We start from the raw sequence: 15,651 nt of genomic DNA on the forward strand, positions 1-15,651 counted from the left end.
TTTAAAGCGGACCCTGTAGGCGCCAGCGAGTGAACCGCTTTTCGTAGGAGCCAGCGGTGCGGCGATCCGACTTGCCGGCGAAGGCGTCCTTGAAAGCGCCTTCGCCGGCAAGCCTGGCTCCTACAAAAGCGTTCTCAGCTCAGCAGCTGCACAACGCGTTATCCAACACCTCGAGCAGCGCCAGCGGATGATCGATCACCACGTCCGCGCCCCAGTGCTTCGGGTTGTCGTCCGGGTGAATATAGCCGTAGGTCACTGCGCAAGTTTTGGTGCCAGCATCACGGCCGGACTCGATGTCCCGCAGGTCGTCACCCACAAACAGCACACTGGCCGGGTCCAGGTCGAGCATCTTGCACGCCAGGATCAACGGCTCCGGATCCGGTTTGCTGTTCTTCACATGATCGGGGCAAATCAGCACTTTCGAACGTTCGGCCAGGTCCAGTTGCTGCATGATCGGCTCGGCGAAACGCACCGGTTTGTTGGTGACCACGCCCCAGATCAGGTTGGCCTTTTCGATTTTTTCCAGCACCTCGGCCATGCCGTCGAACAGATGGCTGTGGACCGCGCAACCCTTGAGGTAGCGGTCGAGAAATTCCTGACGCAGTTCCTCGAACCCCGGCGATTCCGGGTCCATGGAAAAGTTTGCGGCGACCATCGCTTTGGCGCCGCCGGAAATTTCATCGCGAATGTGTTGAGTGTTGATCGGTGGCAAACCACGGTCAGCGCGCATCGCCTGGCAGATGGCGATGAAATCCGGCGCGGTGTCGAGCAGGGTGCCATCCATGTCGAAAAGGACTGCTCTGATACGCATCGGCTTACTCCTCGCGCAGGGTCTGGATCATGTAATTGACATCGACATCGGCCGCCAGTTTGTAATGCTTGGTCAGCGGATTGTAGGTCAGGCCGATGATGTCCTTGACGGTCAAGCCAGCCATGCGGCTCCAGGCGCCAAGCTCCGAAGGGCGAATGAATTTCTTGAAGTCGTGGGTGCCGCGCGGCAGCAACTTCATGATGTATTCGGCACCGACGATGGCGAACAGATAGGCCTTCGGGTTGCGGTTGATGGTGGAGAAGAACACTTGACCGCCCGGTTTGACCATGCGGAAACAGGCGCGGATCACCGACGACGGATCGGGCACGTGTTCAAGCATTTCCAGGCAGGTGACCACGTCGAACTGTTCAGGCATTTCTTCAGCCAGCGCTTCGGCGGTGATCTGCCGGTACTCGACGCTCACGCCGGATTCCAGCTGATGCAACTGAGCAACCGCCAGCGGCGCTTCGCCCATGTCGATGCCCATCACGGTCGCGCCGCGTTGAGCCATGGCTTCGCTGAGGATGCCGCCGCCGCAACCGACGTCGAGGACTTTCTTGCCAGCCAGATTGACGCGCTCATCGATCCAGTTGACCCGCAACGGGTTGATGTCGTGCAGCGGTTTGAACTCGCTTTCGCGGTCCCACCAGCGATGGGCCAAGGCTTCGAATTTGGCGATTTCGGCGTAGTCGACGTTGCTCATGGTGTCAGTCCTCTAAAACTTGAAAAATCCTGTTGCCCCGGTTTCGGTCCAGGGTGCTTACAATTCGGTGCTTACGATTCGGTATGGCCGCTGATGCGCTGGCCCCAGGCCTTGGCGGTGGCGCACAGTTGCGCTTCATCCAGGCGGGTCAGGCGGCGGTCGTCGAGCAGTTGCTTGCCGGCGACCCAAAGGTGTTTCACGCAGTCGCGGCCAGTGGCGTAGATCAGTTGCGAAACCGGGTCGTAGACCGGTTGCTGTGCCAGGCCCGACAGGTCGAACGCAACGATGTCCGCCGCTTTACCGACTTCCAGTGAGCCCGTCTCAGCTTCGATTCCCAGCGCGCGGGCGCCGTTGAGCGTGGCCATGCGCAGGGCGCGATGGGCGTCCAGTGCGGTGGCGGAGCCGGCAACAGCCTTGGCCAGCAACGCAGCAGTGCGGGTTTCGCCGAGCAGGTCGAGGTCATTGTTGCTGGCCGCGCCATCGGTGCCGACCGCCACATTGACTCCGGCCTGCCACAAGCGCTCCACTGGGCAGAAACCGCTGGCCAGTTTCAGGTTCGACTCCGGGCAATGAATCACATGGGTGTTACTTTCTACCAGCAGCACCAGGTCTTCATCGCTGATCTGGGTCATGTGAACGGCCTGGAGGCGCGGCCCGAGCAGGCCCAGGCGGCCGAGGCGGGCCAACGGGCGTTCGCCGCGCTGCTCGACCGACTGCTGCACTTCGAAGGCGGTTTCATGGACGTGCATGTGAATCGAAGCGTCCAGTTCTTCGGCGATGACCCGGATTTTTTCCAGGGTTTCGTCGCCCACGGTGTAGGGTGCATGGGGGCCGAAGGTGACTGTGATCCGCTCGTGATGCTTGAGATCGCCGAATAATTCCACGCCCTGACGAATGGCTTCATCCGCCGTGCCGGCGCCTGGAATCGGGAAATCGAGGATCGGAATGGCGATCTGGGCGCGAATGCCGCTGTTATGTACGCATTCGCTGGCGATCTTCGGGAAGAAATACAGGTCAGAGAAACAGGTGATGCCGCCCTTGATCTGCTCGGCGATGGCCAGGTCAGTGCCGTCGCGTACGAAAGCTTCGTCTACCCATTTAGCTTCAGCAGGCCATATGTGGTTTTCCAGCCAGGTCATCAGCGGCAGATCATCGGCCAGACCGCGAAACAGCGTCATTGCGGCATGCCCGTGGGCATTGATCAGGCCGGGGCTGAGCAACATGTCCGGCAGTTCGCGGACTTCGGTTGCGTTAAGCTTCAAGGCTGCTGCGCGCGGGCCGATAAAGACGATACGACCGTCGCGGATGCCCAGGGCATGCTCTTTAAGGACCACGCCAGCCGGTTCGACGGGTACCAGCCAGGTCGGCAGCAATAATAGGTCGAGCGTAGCGGTGGGGGTCGGCATCGAGAATCGGTTCCGGCTTTTGTAAAGGATGGCGAAGTATACCCGAGCGTCTTCGCGGGGGGATCGCTATAATCGGCGGCTTTTGTTCATGAGTGCGGGGTAAGTGGATGCGCGATCGACTGTTGGCTGCGGAGAAGGTGAAGGCCATCGATTGGCGTGATGGCGCACTGTACCTGCTGGATCAGCGTATTTTGCCGTTCGAGGAAACCTGGATCGCCTACACCAGCGCTGCGGGTGTGGCTGAGGCCATTCGCTCGATGGTGGTGCGCGGCGCCCCGGCCATCGGTATCAGTGCCGCTTATGCCATGGTGCTGGCAGCCCGCACCCGAATTGCCGAGGGCGGTGACTGGCAGGCAGCGTGGGAAGAGGATTTCGCGTTGCTGGCTGATTCCCGTCCAACGGCGGTGAATCTGTTCTGGGCCTTGAGTCGCATGCGTGACCGCCTGGATCGTCTCAAGGAAGATGCAGACCCTCTGGCGGCGCTGGAAGCCGAAGCCATCGCCATCCATGAAAGTGATCGCGAAGCCAACCTGACCATGGCCCAGCTGGGTGTCGACCTGATCCGCAAGCATCAGGGCAACGCCCAGGCGATCCTCACGCACTGCAATACCGGCGCATTGGCCACCGGCGGCTTCGGCACGGCGCTGGGGGTGATTCGCGGGGCTTTCATCGAAGGTATGGTCGAACGCGTCTATGCCGATGAAACCCGGCCATGGCTGCAAGGTTCGCGATTGACCGCATGGGAATTGGCCAATGAGGGCATTCCCGTGACCCTCAATGCTGACTCCGCCGCCGCGCACATCATGAAAACCAAGGGTGTGACCTGGGTAATCGTCGGCGCCGACCGCATCACCGCCAATGGCGACGTGGCGAACAAGATCGGCACCTACCAACTGGCGGTCAACGCCATGCACCACGGCGTGCGCTTCATGGTGGTGGCGCCGAGTTCGACCATCGACATGAATCTGGCCAGTGGTGATGAGATTCCCATTGAAGAGCGCGACGGCCGCGAGTTGCTGGAAGTCGGCGGCAAGCGAGTCGGGGCGGATGTCGATGCGTTCAACCCGGTGTTCGACGTGACGCCTGCGGATTTGATCGATGTGATCGTTACCGAAAAAGGCATCGTCGAACGGCCGGATACGGCGAAAATGGCCCAGTTGATGTGCCGTAAGCGTCTGCATTAAAAGTATCTGGCGCCTGAGAAGTCGCCTTCGCGGGCAAGCCTCGCTCCTACAGTAGATTTGTGAACGGCACAGATCAATGTAGGAGCGAGGCTTGCCCGCGAAGAACGATGACGCGATCTGTCTTTCCTGATGGCCGCATTTGGCATGCGGATCGGGCTTGATAATCCCTCTAAGCCCCTCTCGTCCCTTTCAAGCCTGTCACCGGTCAACTAACTATGCTCCATGCGCATCTGGGGGATAGGTGCGTGGCGGCTCTTGTGATAACATCCGGCGGTTTCCAGGGTAGCCTGATGTGGCTGCCTTTACTGCGCAGATCCATGGCATAACTCGTTGATTTGTCGTAAGTCGGTGCATGGCACTCAGTCTGCATCGGCGAGCTTCGTTCGTCCCATATGGATGTGACGAAGTTTCACCAGAAAAAGGAATCAGGCTTCTCATGGGCGAACTGGCCAAAGAAATCCTCCCGGTCAATATCGAAGACGAGCTGAAGCAGTCCTACCTCGACTACGCGATGAGCGTGATTGTCGGGCGGGCACTGCCGGATGCGCGCGATGGCTTGAAGCCCGTGCACCGGCGTGTGCTGTTCGCGATGAGCGAGCTGGGCAACGACTTCAACAAGCCGTACAAGAAATCTGCCCGTGTTGTCGGTGACGTGATCGGTAAGTATCACCCGCACGGTGACACCGCGGTGTACGACACCATCGTTCGGATGGCGCAGCCATTCTCGCTGCGTTACCTGCTGGTAGACGGTCAGGGCAACTTCGGTTCGGTGGACGGCGACAACGCCGCGGCCATGCGATACACCGAAGTGCGCATGACCAAGCTGGCGCACGAGCTGCTGGCTGACCTGCACAAAGAAACCGTGGACTGGGTGCCGAACTACGACGGCACCGAAATGATCCCGGCGGTTATGCCGACCCGTATCCCCAACCTGTTGGTCAACGGCTCCAGCGGTATCGCCGTGGGCATGGCGACCAACATTCCGCCACACAACCTCGGTGAAGTCATCGACGGTTGCCTGGCGCTCATCGACAACCCTGAGCTGACTGTCGACGAGCTGATGCAATACATCCCCGGTCCGGACTTCCCGACCGCCGCGATCATCAACGGTCGCGCCGGCATCATCGAAGCCTACCGCACCGGTCGCGGACGCATTTACATGCGTGCCCGCTCGATGATCGAAGACATCGACAAGGTCGGTGGTCGTCAGCAGATCGTCATCACCGAATTGCCTTACCAGCTGAACAAGGCCCGTCTGATCGAGAAGATCGCCGAGCTGGTCAAAGAGAAGAAGCTCGAAGGCATCACCGAGCTGCGCGACGAGTCCGACAAGGACGGTATGCGCGTCGTGATCGAGTTGCGTCGCGGTGAAGTGCCAGAGGTGATCCTCAACAACCTCTACGCCCAGACCCAGCTGCAAGCGGTATTCGGTATCAACATCGTCGCGCTGATCGACGGCCGTCCGCGGATCCTCAACCTCAAGGATCTGCTGGAAGCCTTCGTGCGTCACCGTCGCGAAGTGGTGACCCGTCGTACCGTGTTCGAACTGCGTAAAGCGCGTGAGCGTGGCCATATTCTGGAAGGTCAAGCCGTTGCCCTGTCGAACATCGACCCGGTCATCGCCCTGATCAAAGCCTCGCCAACGCCGTCGGAAGCCAAGGAAGCGCTGATCAGCACGCCTTGGGAATCCACTGCCGTGGTTGCGATGGTCGAACGTGCCGGCGCCGATTCGTGCCGCCCGGAAAACCTCGATCCGCAATACGGTCTGCGCGATGGCAAGTACTTCCTGTCGCCAGAGCAGGCGCAAGCCATTCTGGAACTGCGTCTGCATCGTCTGACCGGTCTGGAACACGAAAAGCTGCTGGCCGAGTATCAAGAGATCCTCAACCAGATCGGCGAGCTGATCCGCATCCTCAACAGCGCCGTGCGTCTGATGGAAGTGATCCGCGAAGAGCTGGAAGTGATCCGCGCCGAATACGGTGACGTGCGCCGCACCGAGATTCTCGATGCCCGTCTCGACCTGACCCTGGGCGACATGATCCCGGAAGAAGAGCGCGTCGTGACCATTTCCCATGGTGGCTACGCCAAGACCCAGCCATTGGCTGCGTACCAGGCTCAGCGTCGTGGCGGTAAAGGCAAATCGGCCACTGGCGTCAAAGATGAGGACTACATCGCTCACCTGCTGGTCGCCAACAGCCACACCACGCTACTGCTGTTCTCCAGCAAGGGCAAAGTGTACTGGCTGAAAACCTACGAAATCCCTGAGGCGTCCCGCGCGGCCCGTGGTCGTCCGCTGGTCAACCTGCTGCCGCTGGACAGTGATGAATACATCACCACCATGCTGCCGGTCGAGGAATACACCGAAGGTCACTTCATCTTCATGGCCACTGCTAAAGGCACCGTGAAGAAGACCCCGCTGGAATCCTTCAGCCGTCAACGCAGCGTCGGCCTGATCGCGCTGGAGCTGGACGAAGGCGACGTGCTGATCTCTGCCGCCATTACCGATGGCGAGCGTGAAGTCATGCTGTTCTCCGACGGTGGCAAGGTCACTCGTTTCAAGGAAACCGACGTTCGCGCCATGGGCCGTACCGCTCGCGGTGTCCGCGGTATGCGTCTGCCGGAAGGCCAGAAGCTGATTTCCATGCTGATCCCGGAAGAAGGCAGCCAGATCCTCACCGCTTCGGCGCGTGGTTTTGGCAAGCGCACTGCGATCACCGAGTTCCCTGAGTACAAGCGTGGCGGTCAGGGCGTTATCGCCATGGTCAGCAACGAGCGTAACGGCCGTCTGGTCGGCGCAGTCCAGGTGCTCGACGGCGAGGAAATCATGCTGATTTCCGATCAGGGTACTTTGGTTCGTACCCGTGTCGACGAAGTCTCCAGCCTGGGTCGTAACACCCAGGGCGTGACCCTGATCAAGTTGGCCAACGATGAAACGCTGGTGGGCCTGGAGCGGGTTCAAGAGCCGTCGGAAGTCGAAGGCGAGGAGCTGGAGGGCGAAGGGCTCGACGGTGAAGAGGGTGCAGTGTTCGACGGTGAAGTCGTGATTGACGACGTTGCCGAAGACCAGCAACTCGACGCCGCCGCTGACGAAGAGCCGCAAGAGTAAGTGGGCAAGCAGGGGGCGGATGAAGATTCGCCCCCTTGTTGTTTGTTCTGTTTGAAAATTTGCGACACTGCACAGGATCGTTCCCACGCTCTGCGTGGGAATGCCGCTCGGGACGCTCCGCGTCCCATGACGCAGAGCGTCATTGGATGCATTCCCACGCAGAGCGTGGGAACGATCATCCGCAGACCGAAAGATTAAGTGACCACCAGATCAGAGCGAGATTGGATGTGAGCAAGAGAGCCTATAACTTCTGTGCCGGTCCTGCGGCGCTTCCCGAAGCTGTCCTGAAGCGCGCCCAGGGTGAACTCCTTGATTGGCACGGCAAGGGCCTGTCGGTCATGGAAATGAGCCATCGCAGCGATGAGTTCGTGTCCATTGCCACCAAGGCCGAGCAGGATCTGCGTGATCTGCTGAATATCCCCTCGAACTATAAAGTGCTGTTTCTGCAAGGTGGCGCGAGCCAGCAATTTGCTCAGATTCCTCTGAACCTGTTGCCGGAAAGCGGCACCGCCGACTATATCGACACCGGTATCTGGTCGCAGAAAGCCATCGAAGAAGCTTCGCGTTACGGCCACGTCAACGTTGCCGCGACCGCCAAGCCTTACGACTATTTCGCGATTCCCGGTCAGAACGAATGGAGCCTGTCGAAAGATGCGGCCTACGTTCACTACGCACCGAACGAAACCATTGGCGGCCTGGAATTCCAATGGATCCCGGAAACCGGTGATGTGCCGCTGGTCGCCGACATGTCCTCGGACATCCTGTCGCGTCCGGTGGACGTTTCGCGCTTCGGCATGATCTACGCCGGTGCCCAGAAGAACATCGGCCCGAGTGGCGTCGTCGTCAACATCGTTCGCGAAGACCTGCTGGGTCATGCCCGTTCCATTTGCCCGACCATGCTCAACTATAAGGTCGCGGCTGATAACGGCTCGATGTACAACACCCCGCCAACCCTGGCCTGGTACTTGTCCGGCCTGGTGTTCGAGTGGCTGAAAGAGCAGGGCGGTGTCGAAGCCATCGGCAAGCTCAATGAAGTGAAGCAGCGCACGCTGTACGACTTCATCGACGCCAGCGGCATGTACAGCAACCCGATCAACAAGTCGGACCGCTCGTGGATGAACGTGCCGTTCCGTCTGGCCGACGATCGTCTCGACAAGCCGTTCCTGGCGGGTGCCGACGAACGCGGCCTGCTGAACCTCAAAGGCCACCGTTCCGTGGGCGGCATGCGTGCCTCCATCTATAACGCCGTCGATATCGTTGCGGTCAACGCACTGGTTTCGTACATGGCAGAGTTCGAGAAGGAACACGGCTAATGTCTGAGCAAGAACTCAAGGCACTGCGCCTGCGCATTGATGCTCTGGACGAAAAAGTCCTGGAGCTGATCAGTGAGCGCGCACGCTGCGCCCAGGAAGTTGCGCGAGTAAAGATGGCCTCGCTGGCCGAAGGCGAAGTGCCGGTGTTCTATCGTCCTGAGCGTGAAGCTCAGGTGCTCAAGCGTGTGATGGAGCGTAACCAGGGGCCGCTGGGCAACGAAGAGATGGCGCGGCTGTTCCGCGAAATCATGTCCTCGTGCCTGGCCCTCGAGCAGCCGCTGAAAGTGGCTTACCTCGGCCCTGAAGGCACTTTCACCCAGGCCGCCGCCATGAAGCATTTCGGTCACGCAGTGATCAGCAAGCCGATGGCGGCGATCGATGAAGTGTTCCGCGAAGTGGCTGCCGGTGCGGTGAACTTTGGCGTGGTCCCGGTGGAAAACTCCACCGAGGGCGCGGTCAACCACACCCTCGACAGCTTCCTCGAACACGACATGGTGATCTGCGGCGAAGTCGAACTGCGGATTCACCATCATCTGTTGGTCGGTGAAAACACCAAGACCGACAGCATCAGCCGCATCTATTCCCATGCCCAGTCCCTGGCTCAGTGTCGCAAGTGGCTGGACGCCCATTACCCTAATGTCGAGCGCGTGGCGGTTTCGAGCAACGCCGAAGCGGCCAAGCGGGTCAAGGGTGAGTGGAACTCGGCGGCGATTGCCGGCGACATGGCGGCAGGCCTGTACGGGTTGACCCGTCTGGCCGAGAAAATCGAGGATCGCCCGGACAACTCCACGCGATTCCTGATGATCGGCAGCCAGGAAGTACCGCCGACCGGCGACGACAAGACCTCGATCATTGTCTCCATGAGCAACAAACCCGGTGCGCTCCACGAACTGCTGGTGCCGTTCCACGACAATGGCATCGACCTGACGCGTATCGAGACCCGTCCGTCGCGCAGCGGTAAATGGACCTACGTGTTCTTCATCGACTTCGTCGGCCACCATCGCGATCCGCTGATCAAGGGTGTGCTGGAAAAGATCAGTCAGGAAGCAGTGGCACTCAAAGTGCTGGGTTCCTACCCGAAAGCAGTTCTCTAAGGGCGGTAGCAAATGAGTGGCAACTTCCTCGCTCTGGCACAGCCGGGCGTGCAACAACTTTCGCCTTACGTTCCGGGCAAGCCCGTGGACGAACTGGCCCGTGAGCTGAATCTCGATCCGGCCAATATCGTCAAGCTGGCGAGCAACGAAAACCCGTTGGGCGCCAGTCCGAAGGCGCTGGCAGCGATTCGCGAAGCGCTGGCCGAGCTGACCCGCTATCCGGACGGCAACGGTTTTGCGCTCAAGACCCTGCTGGCCGATCAGTGCCGCGTCGAGCTGAACCAGGTGACACTGGGTAACGGCTCCAATGACATTCTGGAGCTGGTGGCGCGTGCCTATCTGGCGCCGGGCCTGAACGCGGTGTTCAGCGCGCATGCGTTTGCGGTCTATCCGATCGTGACCCAGGCCGTTGGTGCCCAGGCAAAAGTGATCCCGGCCAAAGACTGGGGTCATGATCTGTCGGCCATGCTGGCCGCGATCGATGCCGATACCCGCGTGGTGTTCATTGCCAACCCGAACAACCCGACCGGGACCTGGTTCGACGCCCAAGCGCTGGATGACTTCCTGCAGGACGTACCGGCTCATGTGCTGGTGGTGCTGGATGAGGCCTACATCGAATACGCCGAAGGCAGCGACTTGCCCGATGGCCTGGACTATCTGGCGGCCTACCCGAACCTGCTGGTCTCGCGCACCTTCTCCAAGGCCTATGGTCTGGCGTCGCTGCGGGTCGGCTATGGTTTGTCCTCGGCCATCGTCGCCGATGTGCTGAATCGTGTGCGTCAGCCGTTCAACGTCAACAGCCTCGCACTGGCCGCCGCTTGTGCAGCGCTGCAAGATGTCGAATACCTGGCCGAAAGCCGTCGTCTGAACGAGTCCGGCATGCAGCAGCTGCAAGCGGGTTTCCGTGAGTTGGGGTTGAGCTGGATCCCATCCAAAGGCAACTTCATCTGTGTCGATCTGGGGCGCGTTGCGGCTCCAGTGTTCGAGGGGTTGCTGCGCGAGGGTGTGATCGTGCGTCCGGTGGCCAACTACGGCATGCCGAACCACCTGCGTATCACCATCGGTTTGCCGGCTGAAAACAGCCGCTTCCTCGAGGCGCTGACCAAGGTTATGGCTCGTGGTTGATGTCACTGCACTGCAATCTGCGCAACCTATGATCGGTCGCCTGGTGGTGGTCGGCCTGGGCTTGATCGGCGGTTCATTTGCCAAAGGCTTGCGTGAAAGTGGTCTGTGCCGCGAAGTGGTCGGGGTCGATCTCGACCCGCAGTCGCGCAAGCTGGCGGTTGAGTTGGGCGTGGTGGACCGCTGTGAAGAAAACCTGGCCAAGGCTTGCCAGGGTGCTGACGTGATTCAGTTGGCGGTGCCGATCCTGGCCATGGAGAAATTGCTCGCGCTGTTGGCGGGCATGGACCTGGGGCAGGCGATTCTGACCGACGTCGGCAGCGCCAAGGGCAATGTGGTGCGCGCGGCGACCGAGGCGTTTGGCGGCATGCCGGCGCGTTTCGTGCCGGGGCATCCGATTGCCGGTTCCGAGCAGAGCGGGGTGGAAGCCTCTAATGCCGAGCTGTTCCGTCGCCATAAAGTGATTCTGACGCCGCTGGATCAGACTGATCCGGAGGCTCTTGCAGTGGTCGACCGGTTGTGGCGCGAATTGGGCGCCGATGTCGAGCACATGCAGGTCGAGCGTCACGACGAAGTGTTGGCGGCGACCAGCCATCTGCCGCACTTGCTGGCGTTCGGTTTGGTCGATTCGTTGGCCAAACGCAATGAAAATCTTGAGATCTTCCGTTACGCTGCGGGCGGTTTCCGCGATTTCACAAGAATCGCCGGTAGCGACCCGGTCATGTGGCACGACATCTTCCTCGCCAACCGCGAAGCTGTCCTGCGCACACTCGATACATTTCGCAGCGATCTCGACGCCTTGCGCGACGCGGTCGATGCAGGGGATGGGCACCAATTGTTGGGCGTGTTCACGCGCGCCCGGGTTGCCCGCGAGCATTTCAGTAAAATCCTGGCCCGCCGGGCCTATGTGGACGCTATGAATTCCAACGATCTGATTTTCCTGGCACAACCTGGTGGCCGCCTGACTGGGCGGATTCGTGTACCGGGCGACAAATCGATTTCCCACCGTTCGATCATGCTCGGTTCCCTGGCCGAAGGCGTCACCGAAGTGGAAGGTTTCCTCGAGGGCGAAGACGCCCTGGCGACCCTGCAAGCTTTCCGCGACATGGGTGTCGTCATCGAGGGTCCGCACCACGGTCGTGTGACCATCCACGGTGTCGGCCTGCATGGCCTGAAGCCTGCGCCGGGCCCGATCTATCTGGGCAACTCCGGTACTTCGATGCGTCTGCTGTCTGGCCTGTTGGCTGCGCAGAACTTCGACAGCACGCTGACCGGCGATGCTTCGCTGTCCAAGCGTCCGATGAATCGCGTGGCCAATCCGCTGCGCGAAATGGGCGCCGTGATCGAGACCGCTGCTGAAGGTCGTCCACCGATGACCATTCGTGGCGGCAACAAGCTCAAGGGCCTGACTTACACCATGCCAATGGCCAGCGCGCAGGTTAAATCCTGCCTGTTGCTGGCGGGTCTGTATGCCGAAGGCAAGACCACTGTCACTGAGCCGGCACCGACTCGCGACCACACCGAGCGCATGCTGCGCGGCTTCGGCTACCCGGTGACCGTCAACGGCGCGACCGCATCGGTGGAATCCGGCCACAAGTTGACCGCGACCCACATTGAAGTGCCGGGCGATATCTCGTCGTCGGCGTTCTTCCTGGTGGCAGCGTCGATTGCCGAAGGTTCGGAGCTGGTGCTTGAGCACGTCGGCATCAACCCGACCCGTACCGGCGTGATCGACATTCTGCGCCTGATGGGCGCTGACATCACCCTGGAAAACCAGCGTGAAGTTGGCGGCGAGCCGGTAGCGGATCTGCGCGTAAGGGCGGCTAAACTCAAAGGTATCGAGATCCCTGAGGCGCTGGTTCCACTGGCGATCGACGAGTTCCCGGTGCTGTTCGTGGCTGCTGCATGTGCCGAAGGGCGCACCGTGCTGCGCGGTGCCGAAGAGCTGCGCGTGAAAGAGTCGGATCGGATCCAGGTCATGGCGGACGGTCTGCTGGCGCTGGGCGTCAAGTGTGAGCCAACCCCGGACGGCCTCATTATCGATGGCGGCCAGATCGGCGGCGGCGAAGTGCACGGTCACGGCGATCACCGGATTGCCATGGCCTTCAGCGTGGCTTCTTTGCGCGCCACTGCACCGATCCGCATCCATGATTGCGCCAACGTCGCGACCTCGTTCCCGAACTTCCTTGCGCTGTGCGCGCAGGTCGGTATCCGTGTTGCACAAGAGGCTCAGTCGTGAACAACATCGCACCGGTCATCACCATTGATGGGCCAAGCGGCTCTGGCAAAGGGACTGTCGCCGGCATGCTGGCCAAGCGTCTGGGCTGGAACCTGCTGGATTCCGGTGCGCTTTATCGATTGCTGGCGTTCGCGGCGCATAACCATGGCGTCGACCTGACGAATGAGGAACTGCTCAAAAAGCTCGCCGCTCATCTGGATGTGCAATTCATCGCCGCGACCGAAGGTCAGCTGCAGCGCATTATTCTGGAAGGTGACGAAGTCAGCGATGTCATTCGGACCGAAAGTATCGGCTCGGGCGCCTCGCAAGTCGCTGCGTTGCCCGCCGTGCGCGATGCGCTGCTCCAGCGCCAGCGGGCCTTTCAGGAACCGCCGGGTCTGGTGGCCGATGGTCGCGACATGGGCACGGTGGTATTTCCCGACGCGCCGTTGAAGATTTTCCTCACTGCCAGTGCCGAGGAGCGTGCGCGCCGTCGATACTTGCAGTTGAAGGGCAAAGTCGATGGTGTTAGTCTGTCGAGTCTGCTAGATGAGATACGTGCACGCGATGAGCGTGACACCCAGCGAGCGGTAGCCCCGCTTAAACCGGCGGCTGACGCCATACAGCTGGATTCCACGGAATTATCCATCGATCAGGTGCTGGAACGCATCATGAGCGAGATCGCCATTCGCGATATCGCCGGGTGACCAAGAAGGCCGCAGGGGACCAGTCATAGTCCTGTGGTGGCTTCTTTTAAATAAAACTAACCCACACCGTCTGGGGTGTGGAGATGGGCGTATTCTTCGCCCTCATCAACAGGAATTAAAATGAGCGAAAGCTTTGCGGAACTCTTTGAAGAAAGCCTAAAAACCCTGAACCTTCAGGCAGGCTCCATCATCACCGGTGTTATCGTTGATATCGATTACCAGGCTCGCTGGGTAACCGTTCACGCTGGCCTGAAGTCTGAAGCACTCATCCCGCTTGAGCAGTTCTACAACGACGCTGGCGAACTGAACATCAACGTCGGTGACGAAGTTCACGTTGCGCTGGACTCGGTTGAAGACGGCTTTGGTGAAACCAAGCTGTCCCGTGAAAAAGCCAAGCGCGCTGAATGCTGGATTGTTCTGGAAGCAGCCTTCGCAGCCGAAGAAGTGGTCAAGGGCGTTATCAACGGTAAGGTTAAAGGCGGCTTCACTGTCGACGTTAACGGCATCCGTGCGTTCCTGCCAGGTTCTCTGGTTGACGTCCGTCCAGTGCGCGACACCACGCACCTGGAAGGCAAAGAGCTGGAATTCAAGGTCATCAAGCTGGACCAGAAGCGCAACAACGTTGTCGTTTCCCGTCGCAGCGTCCTCGAAGCCGAGAACTCCGCCGAGCGTGAAGCTCTGCTGGAATCCCTGCAGGAAGGCCAACAAGTCAAAGGTATCGTCAAGAACCTCACCGATTACGGCGCATTCGTCGATCTGGGTGGCGTCGATGGCCTGCTGCACATTACCGACATGGCTTGGAAGCGTATCAAGCATCCTTCCGAAATCGTCAACGTTGGCGACGAGATCGATGTCAAGGTTCTGAAGTACGATCGCGAACGCAATCGTGTTTCCCTGGGCCTGAAGCAACTGGGCGAAGATCCATGGGTTGCTATCAAAGCCCGTTACCCAGAAAGCACTCGCGTTACCGCTCGTGTAACCAACCTGACCGACTACGGCTGCTTCGCTGAGCTGGAAGAAGGCGTTGAAGGTCTGGTACACGTTTCCGAAATGGACTGGACCAACAAGAACATCCACCCTTCGAAAGTCGTACAAGTCGGCGACGAAGTGGAAGTCATGGTTCTGGACATCGACGAAGAGCGTCGTCGTATCTCCCTCGGCATCAAGCAGTGCAAGTCCAACCCATGGGAAGACTTCTCTGGCCAGTTCAACAAGGGCGATAAAATCTCCGGCACCATCAAGTCGATCACCGATTTCGGTATCTTCATTGGTCTGGACGGCGGCATCGACGGCCTGGTTCACCTGTCCGACATCTCCTGGAACGAAGTGGGCGAAGAAGCCGTTCGCCGCTTCAAGAAGGGCGACGAGCTGGACACCGTTATCCTGTCGGTTGACCCAGAGCGCGAGCGCATCTCCCTGGGCATCAAGCAACTGGAAAGCGATCCGTTCTCCGAGTACGTTCAAGAGAACGACAAAGGCGCCATCGTTAAAGGCATCGTGAAAGAAGTTGACGCTAAAGGCGCCATCATCACTCTGGCCGACGATATCGAAGCGACTCTGAAAGCCTCCGAAATCAGCCGTGACCGCGTTGAAGACGCGCGCAACGTTCTGAAAGAAGGCGAAGAAGTAGAAGCCAAGATCATCAGCGTTGACCGCAAGAGCCGTGTAATCCAGCTCTCGATCAAGTCGAAAGACGTTGAAGACGAGAAAGAAGCCATCCAGAGCTTGAAAGACAAGCCTTCGGATAGCATCGCTGCTGGTCCTACCACTCTGGGCGACCTGTTGCGTGCACAAATGGAAAAGCAGAACTAAGTTCTGTCAGACCATAGAAAAAGGGCGACTTCGGTCGCCCTTTTTTGTGGTGCGCCAGGCATGGCGCGTTGCGCGCAAGCGCAACCCGCTTGGCTGTGGTGGCCAAGCGGGTGACTTGGAGGTGCAAGTCCTCTACACACCCGGCAAGGGGAAGTGTTAGCCAGAGGCAAGGGTG

The 15,651-nt window shown here is 59.8% G+C and carries 11 protein-coding genes; 8 read left to right on the forward strand and 3 right to left on the reverse strand.

What is annotated here, in order from left to right:
- Nucleotides 1–139: 139 nt before the first annotated feature.
- The 3 genes from mupP to CKW20_RS25555 form a co-directional block, all read right to left on the reverse strand.
- Entirely contained in the window at nt 140–811 is a 672-nt protein-coding gene (gene mupP / locus CKW20_RS25545; protein WP_095055360.1) for an N-acetylmuramic acid 6-phosphate phosphatase MupP, read from the reverse strand.
- 4 nt (nt 812–815) lie between these two features.
- Nucleotides 816–1,514, reverse strand: a complete 699-nt coding sequence (ubiG, locus tag CKW20_RS25550) for a bifunctional 2-polyprenyl-6-hydroxyphenol methylase/3-demethylubiquinol 3-O-methyltransferase UbiG (RefSeq protein ID WP_046042598.1) — start codon at nt 1,512–1,514, stop codon at nt 816–818.
- Nucleotides 1,515–1,585: 71 nt separating this feature from the next.
- Complete coding sequence (locus CKW20_RS25555; RefSeq protein ID WP_095055361.1) at nt 1,586–2,920, reverse strand: TRZ/ATZ family hydrolase; 1,335 nt, start codon at nt 2,918–2,920, stop codon at nt 1,586–1,588.
- Between the two features lie 107 nt (nt 2,921–3,027).
- On the opposite strand from CKW20_RS25555, the gene mtnA reads away from it, so the two are divergent.
- From mtnA to rpsA, 8 genes are all read left to right on the forward strand, one after another.
- Entirely contained in the window at nt 3,028–4,104 is a 1,077-nt protein-coding gene (gene mtnA, locus CKW20_RS25560) for an S-methyl-5-thioribose-1-phosphate isomerase (RefSeq protein ID WP_095055362.1), read from the forward strand.
- Between the two features lie 436 nt (nt 4,105–4,540).
- The gene (gene gyrA, locus CKW20_RS25565) at nt 4,541–7,210 is read left to right on the forward strand and encodes a DNA gyrase subunit A (protein ID WP_095055363.1); all 2,670 of its coding nucleotides are present in this window, start codon (nt 4,541–4,543) and stop codon (nt 7,208–7,210) included.
- A gap of 227 nt (nt 7,211–7,437) precedes the next feature.
- Entirely contained in the window at nt 7,438–8,523 is a 1,086-nt protein-coding gene (gene serC, locus CKW20_RS25570; RefSeq protein ID WP_095055364.1) for a 3-phosphoserine/phosphohydroxythreonine transaminase, read from the forward strand.
- Nucleotides 8,523–9,617 carry a prephenate dehydratase gene (gene pheA / locus CKW20_RS25575; RefSeq protein WP_030128742.1) on the forward strand — a complete coding sequence of 365 codons (1,095 nt, stop codon included), beginning with the start codon at nt 8,523–8,525 and terminating at the stop codon, nt 9,615–9,617. The genes serC and pheA overlap by 1 nt, the downstream gene beginning before the upstream one ends.
- 12 nt (nt 9,618–9,629) lie before the next feature.
- Nucleotides 9,630–10,742: a histidinol-phosphate transaminase gene (hisC, locus tag CKW20_RS25580; RefSeq protein WP_095055365.1), complete on the forward strand. Its 1,113-nt coding sequence runs from the start codon at nt 9,630–9,632 to the stop codon at nt 10,740–10,742.
- Nucleotides 10,743–10,770: 28 nt separating this feature from the next.
- Complete coding sequence (locus tag CKW20_RS25585) at nt 10,771–12,978, forward strand: bifunctional prephenate dehydrogenase/3-phosphoshikimate 1-carboxyvinyltransferase (protein ID WP_256585136.1); 2,208 nt, start codon at nt 10,771–10,773, stop codon at nt 12,976–12,978.
- Nucleotides 12,975–13,664 carry a (d)CMP kinase gene (cmk, locus tag CKW20_RS25590; RefSeq protein WP_095055367.1) on the forward strand — a complete coding sequence of 230 codons (690 nt, stop codon included), beginning with the start codon at nt 12,975–12,977 and terminating at the stop codon, nt 13,662–13,664. The genes CKW20_RS25585 and cmk overlap by 4 nt, the downstream gene beginning before the upstream one ends.
- A 120-nt stretch (nt 13,665–13,784) precedes the next feature.
- Nucleotides 13,785–15,476 carry a 30S ribosomal protein S1 gene (gene rpsA, locus CKW20_RS25595; RefSeq protein ID WP_030128738.1) on the forward strand — a complete coding sequence of 564 codons (1,692 nt, stop codon included), beginning with the start codon at nt 13,785–13,787 and terminating at the stop codon, nt 15,474–15,476.
- The last annotated feature ends 175 nt before the right edge of the window (nt 15,477–15,651 follow it).

The organism is Pseudomonas sp. Irchel s3b2, assembly GCF_900187445.1.
In the GTDB taxonomy this organism is placed as follows: domain Bacteria; phylum Pseudomonadota; class Gammaproteobacteria; order Pseudomonadales; family Pseudomonadaceae; genus Aquipseudomonas.

Excerpts from the sequence above, each read along its gene's own strand:
- gyrA (WP_095055363.1), top strand. The coding sequence starts at position 4,541 with ATGGGCGAACTGGCCAAAGAAATCCTCCCGGTCAATATCGAAGACGAG.
- pheA (WP_030128742.1), top strand. The coding sequence starts at position 8,523 with ATGTCTGAGCAAGAACTCAAGGCACTGCGCCTGCGCATTGATGCTCTG.
- mtnA (WP_095055362.1), top strand. The coding sequence starts at position 3,028 with ATGCGCGATCGACTGTTGGCTGCGGAGAAGGTGAAGGCCATCGATTGG.
- CKW20_RS25555 (WP_095055361.1), bottom strand. The coding sequence starts at position 2,920 with ATGCCGACCCCCACCGCTACGCTCGACCTATTATTGCTGCCGACCTGG.
- CKW20_RS25585 (WP_256585136.1), top strand. The coding sequence starts at position 10,771 with ATGATCGGTCGCCTGGTGGTGGTCGGCCTGGGCTTGATCGGCGGTTCA.
- ubiG (WP_046042598.1), bottom strand. The coding sequence starts at position 1,514 with ATGAGCAACGTCGACTACGCCGAAATCGCCAAATTCGAAGCCTTGGCC.
- mupP (WP_095055360.1), bottom strand. The coding sequence starts at position 811 with ATGCGTATCAGAGCAGTCCTTTTCGACATGGATGGCACCCTGCTCGAC.
- rpsA (WP_030128738.1), top strand. The coding sequence starts at position 13,785 with ATGAGCGAAAGCTTTGCGGAACTCTTTGAAGAAAGCCTAAAAACCCTG.
- hisC (WP_095055365.1), top strand. The coding sequence starts at position 9,630 with ATGAGTGGCAACTTCCTCGCTCTGGCACAGCCGGGCGTGCAACAACTT.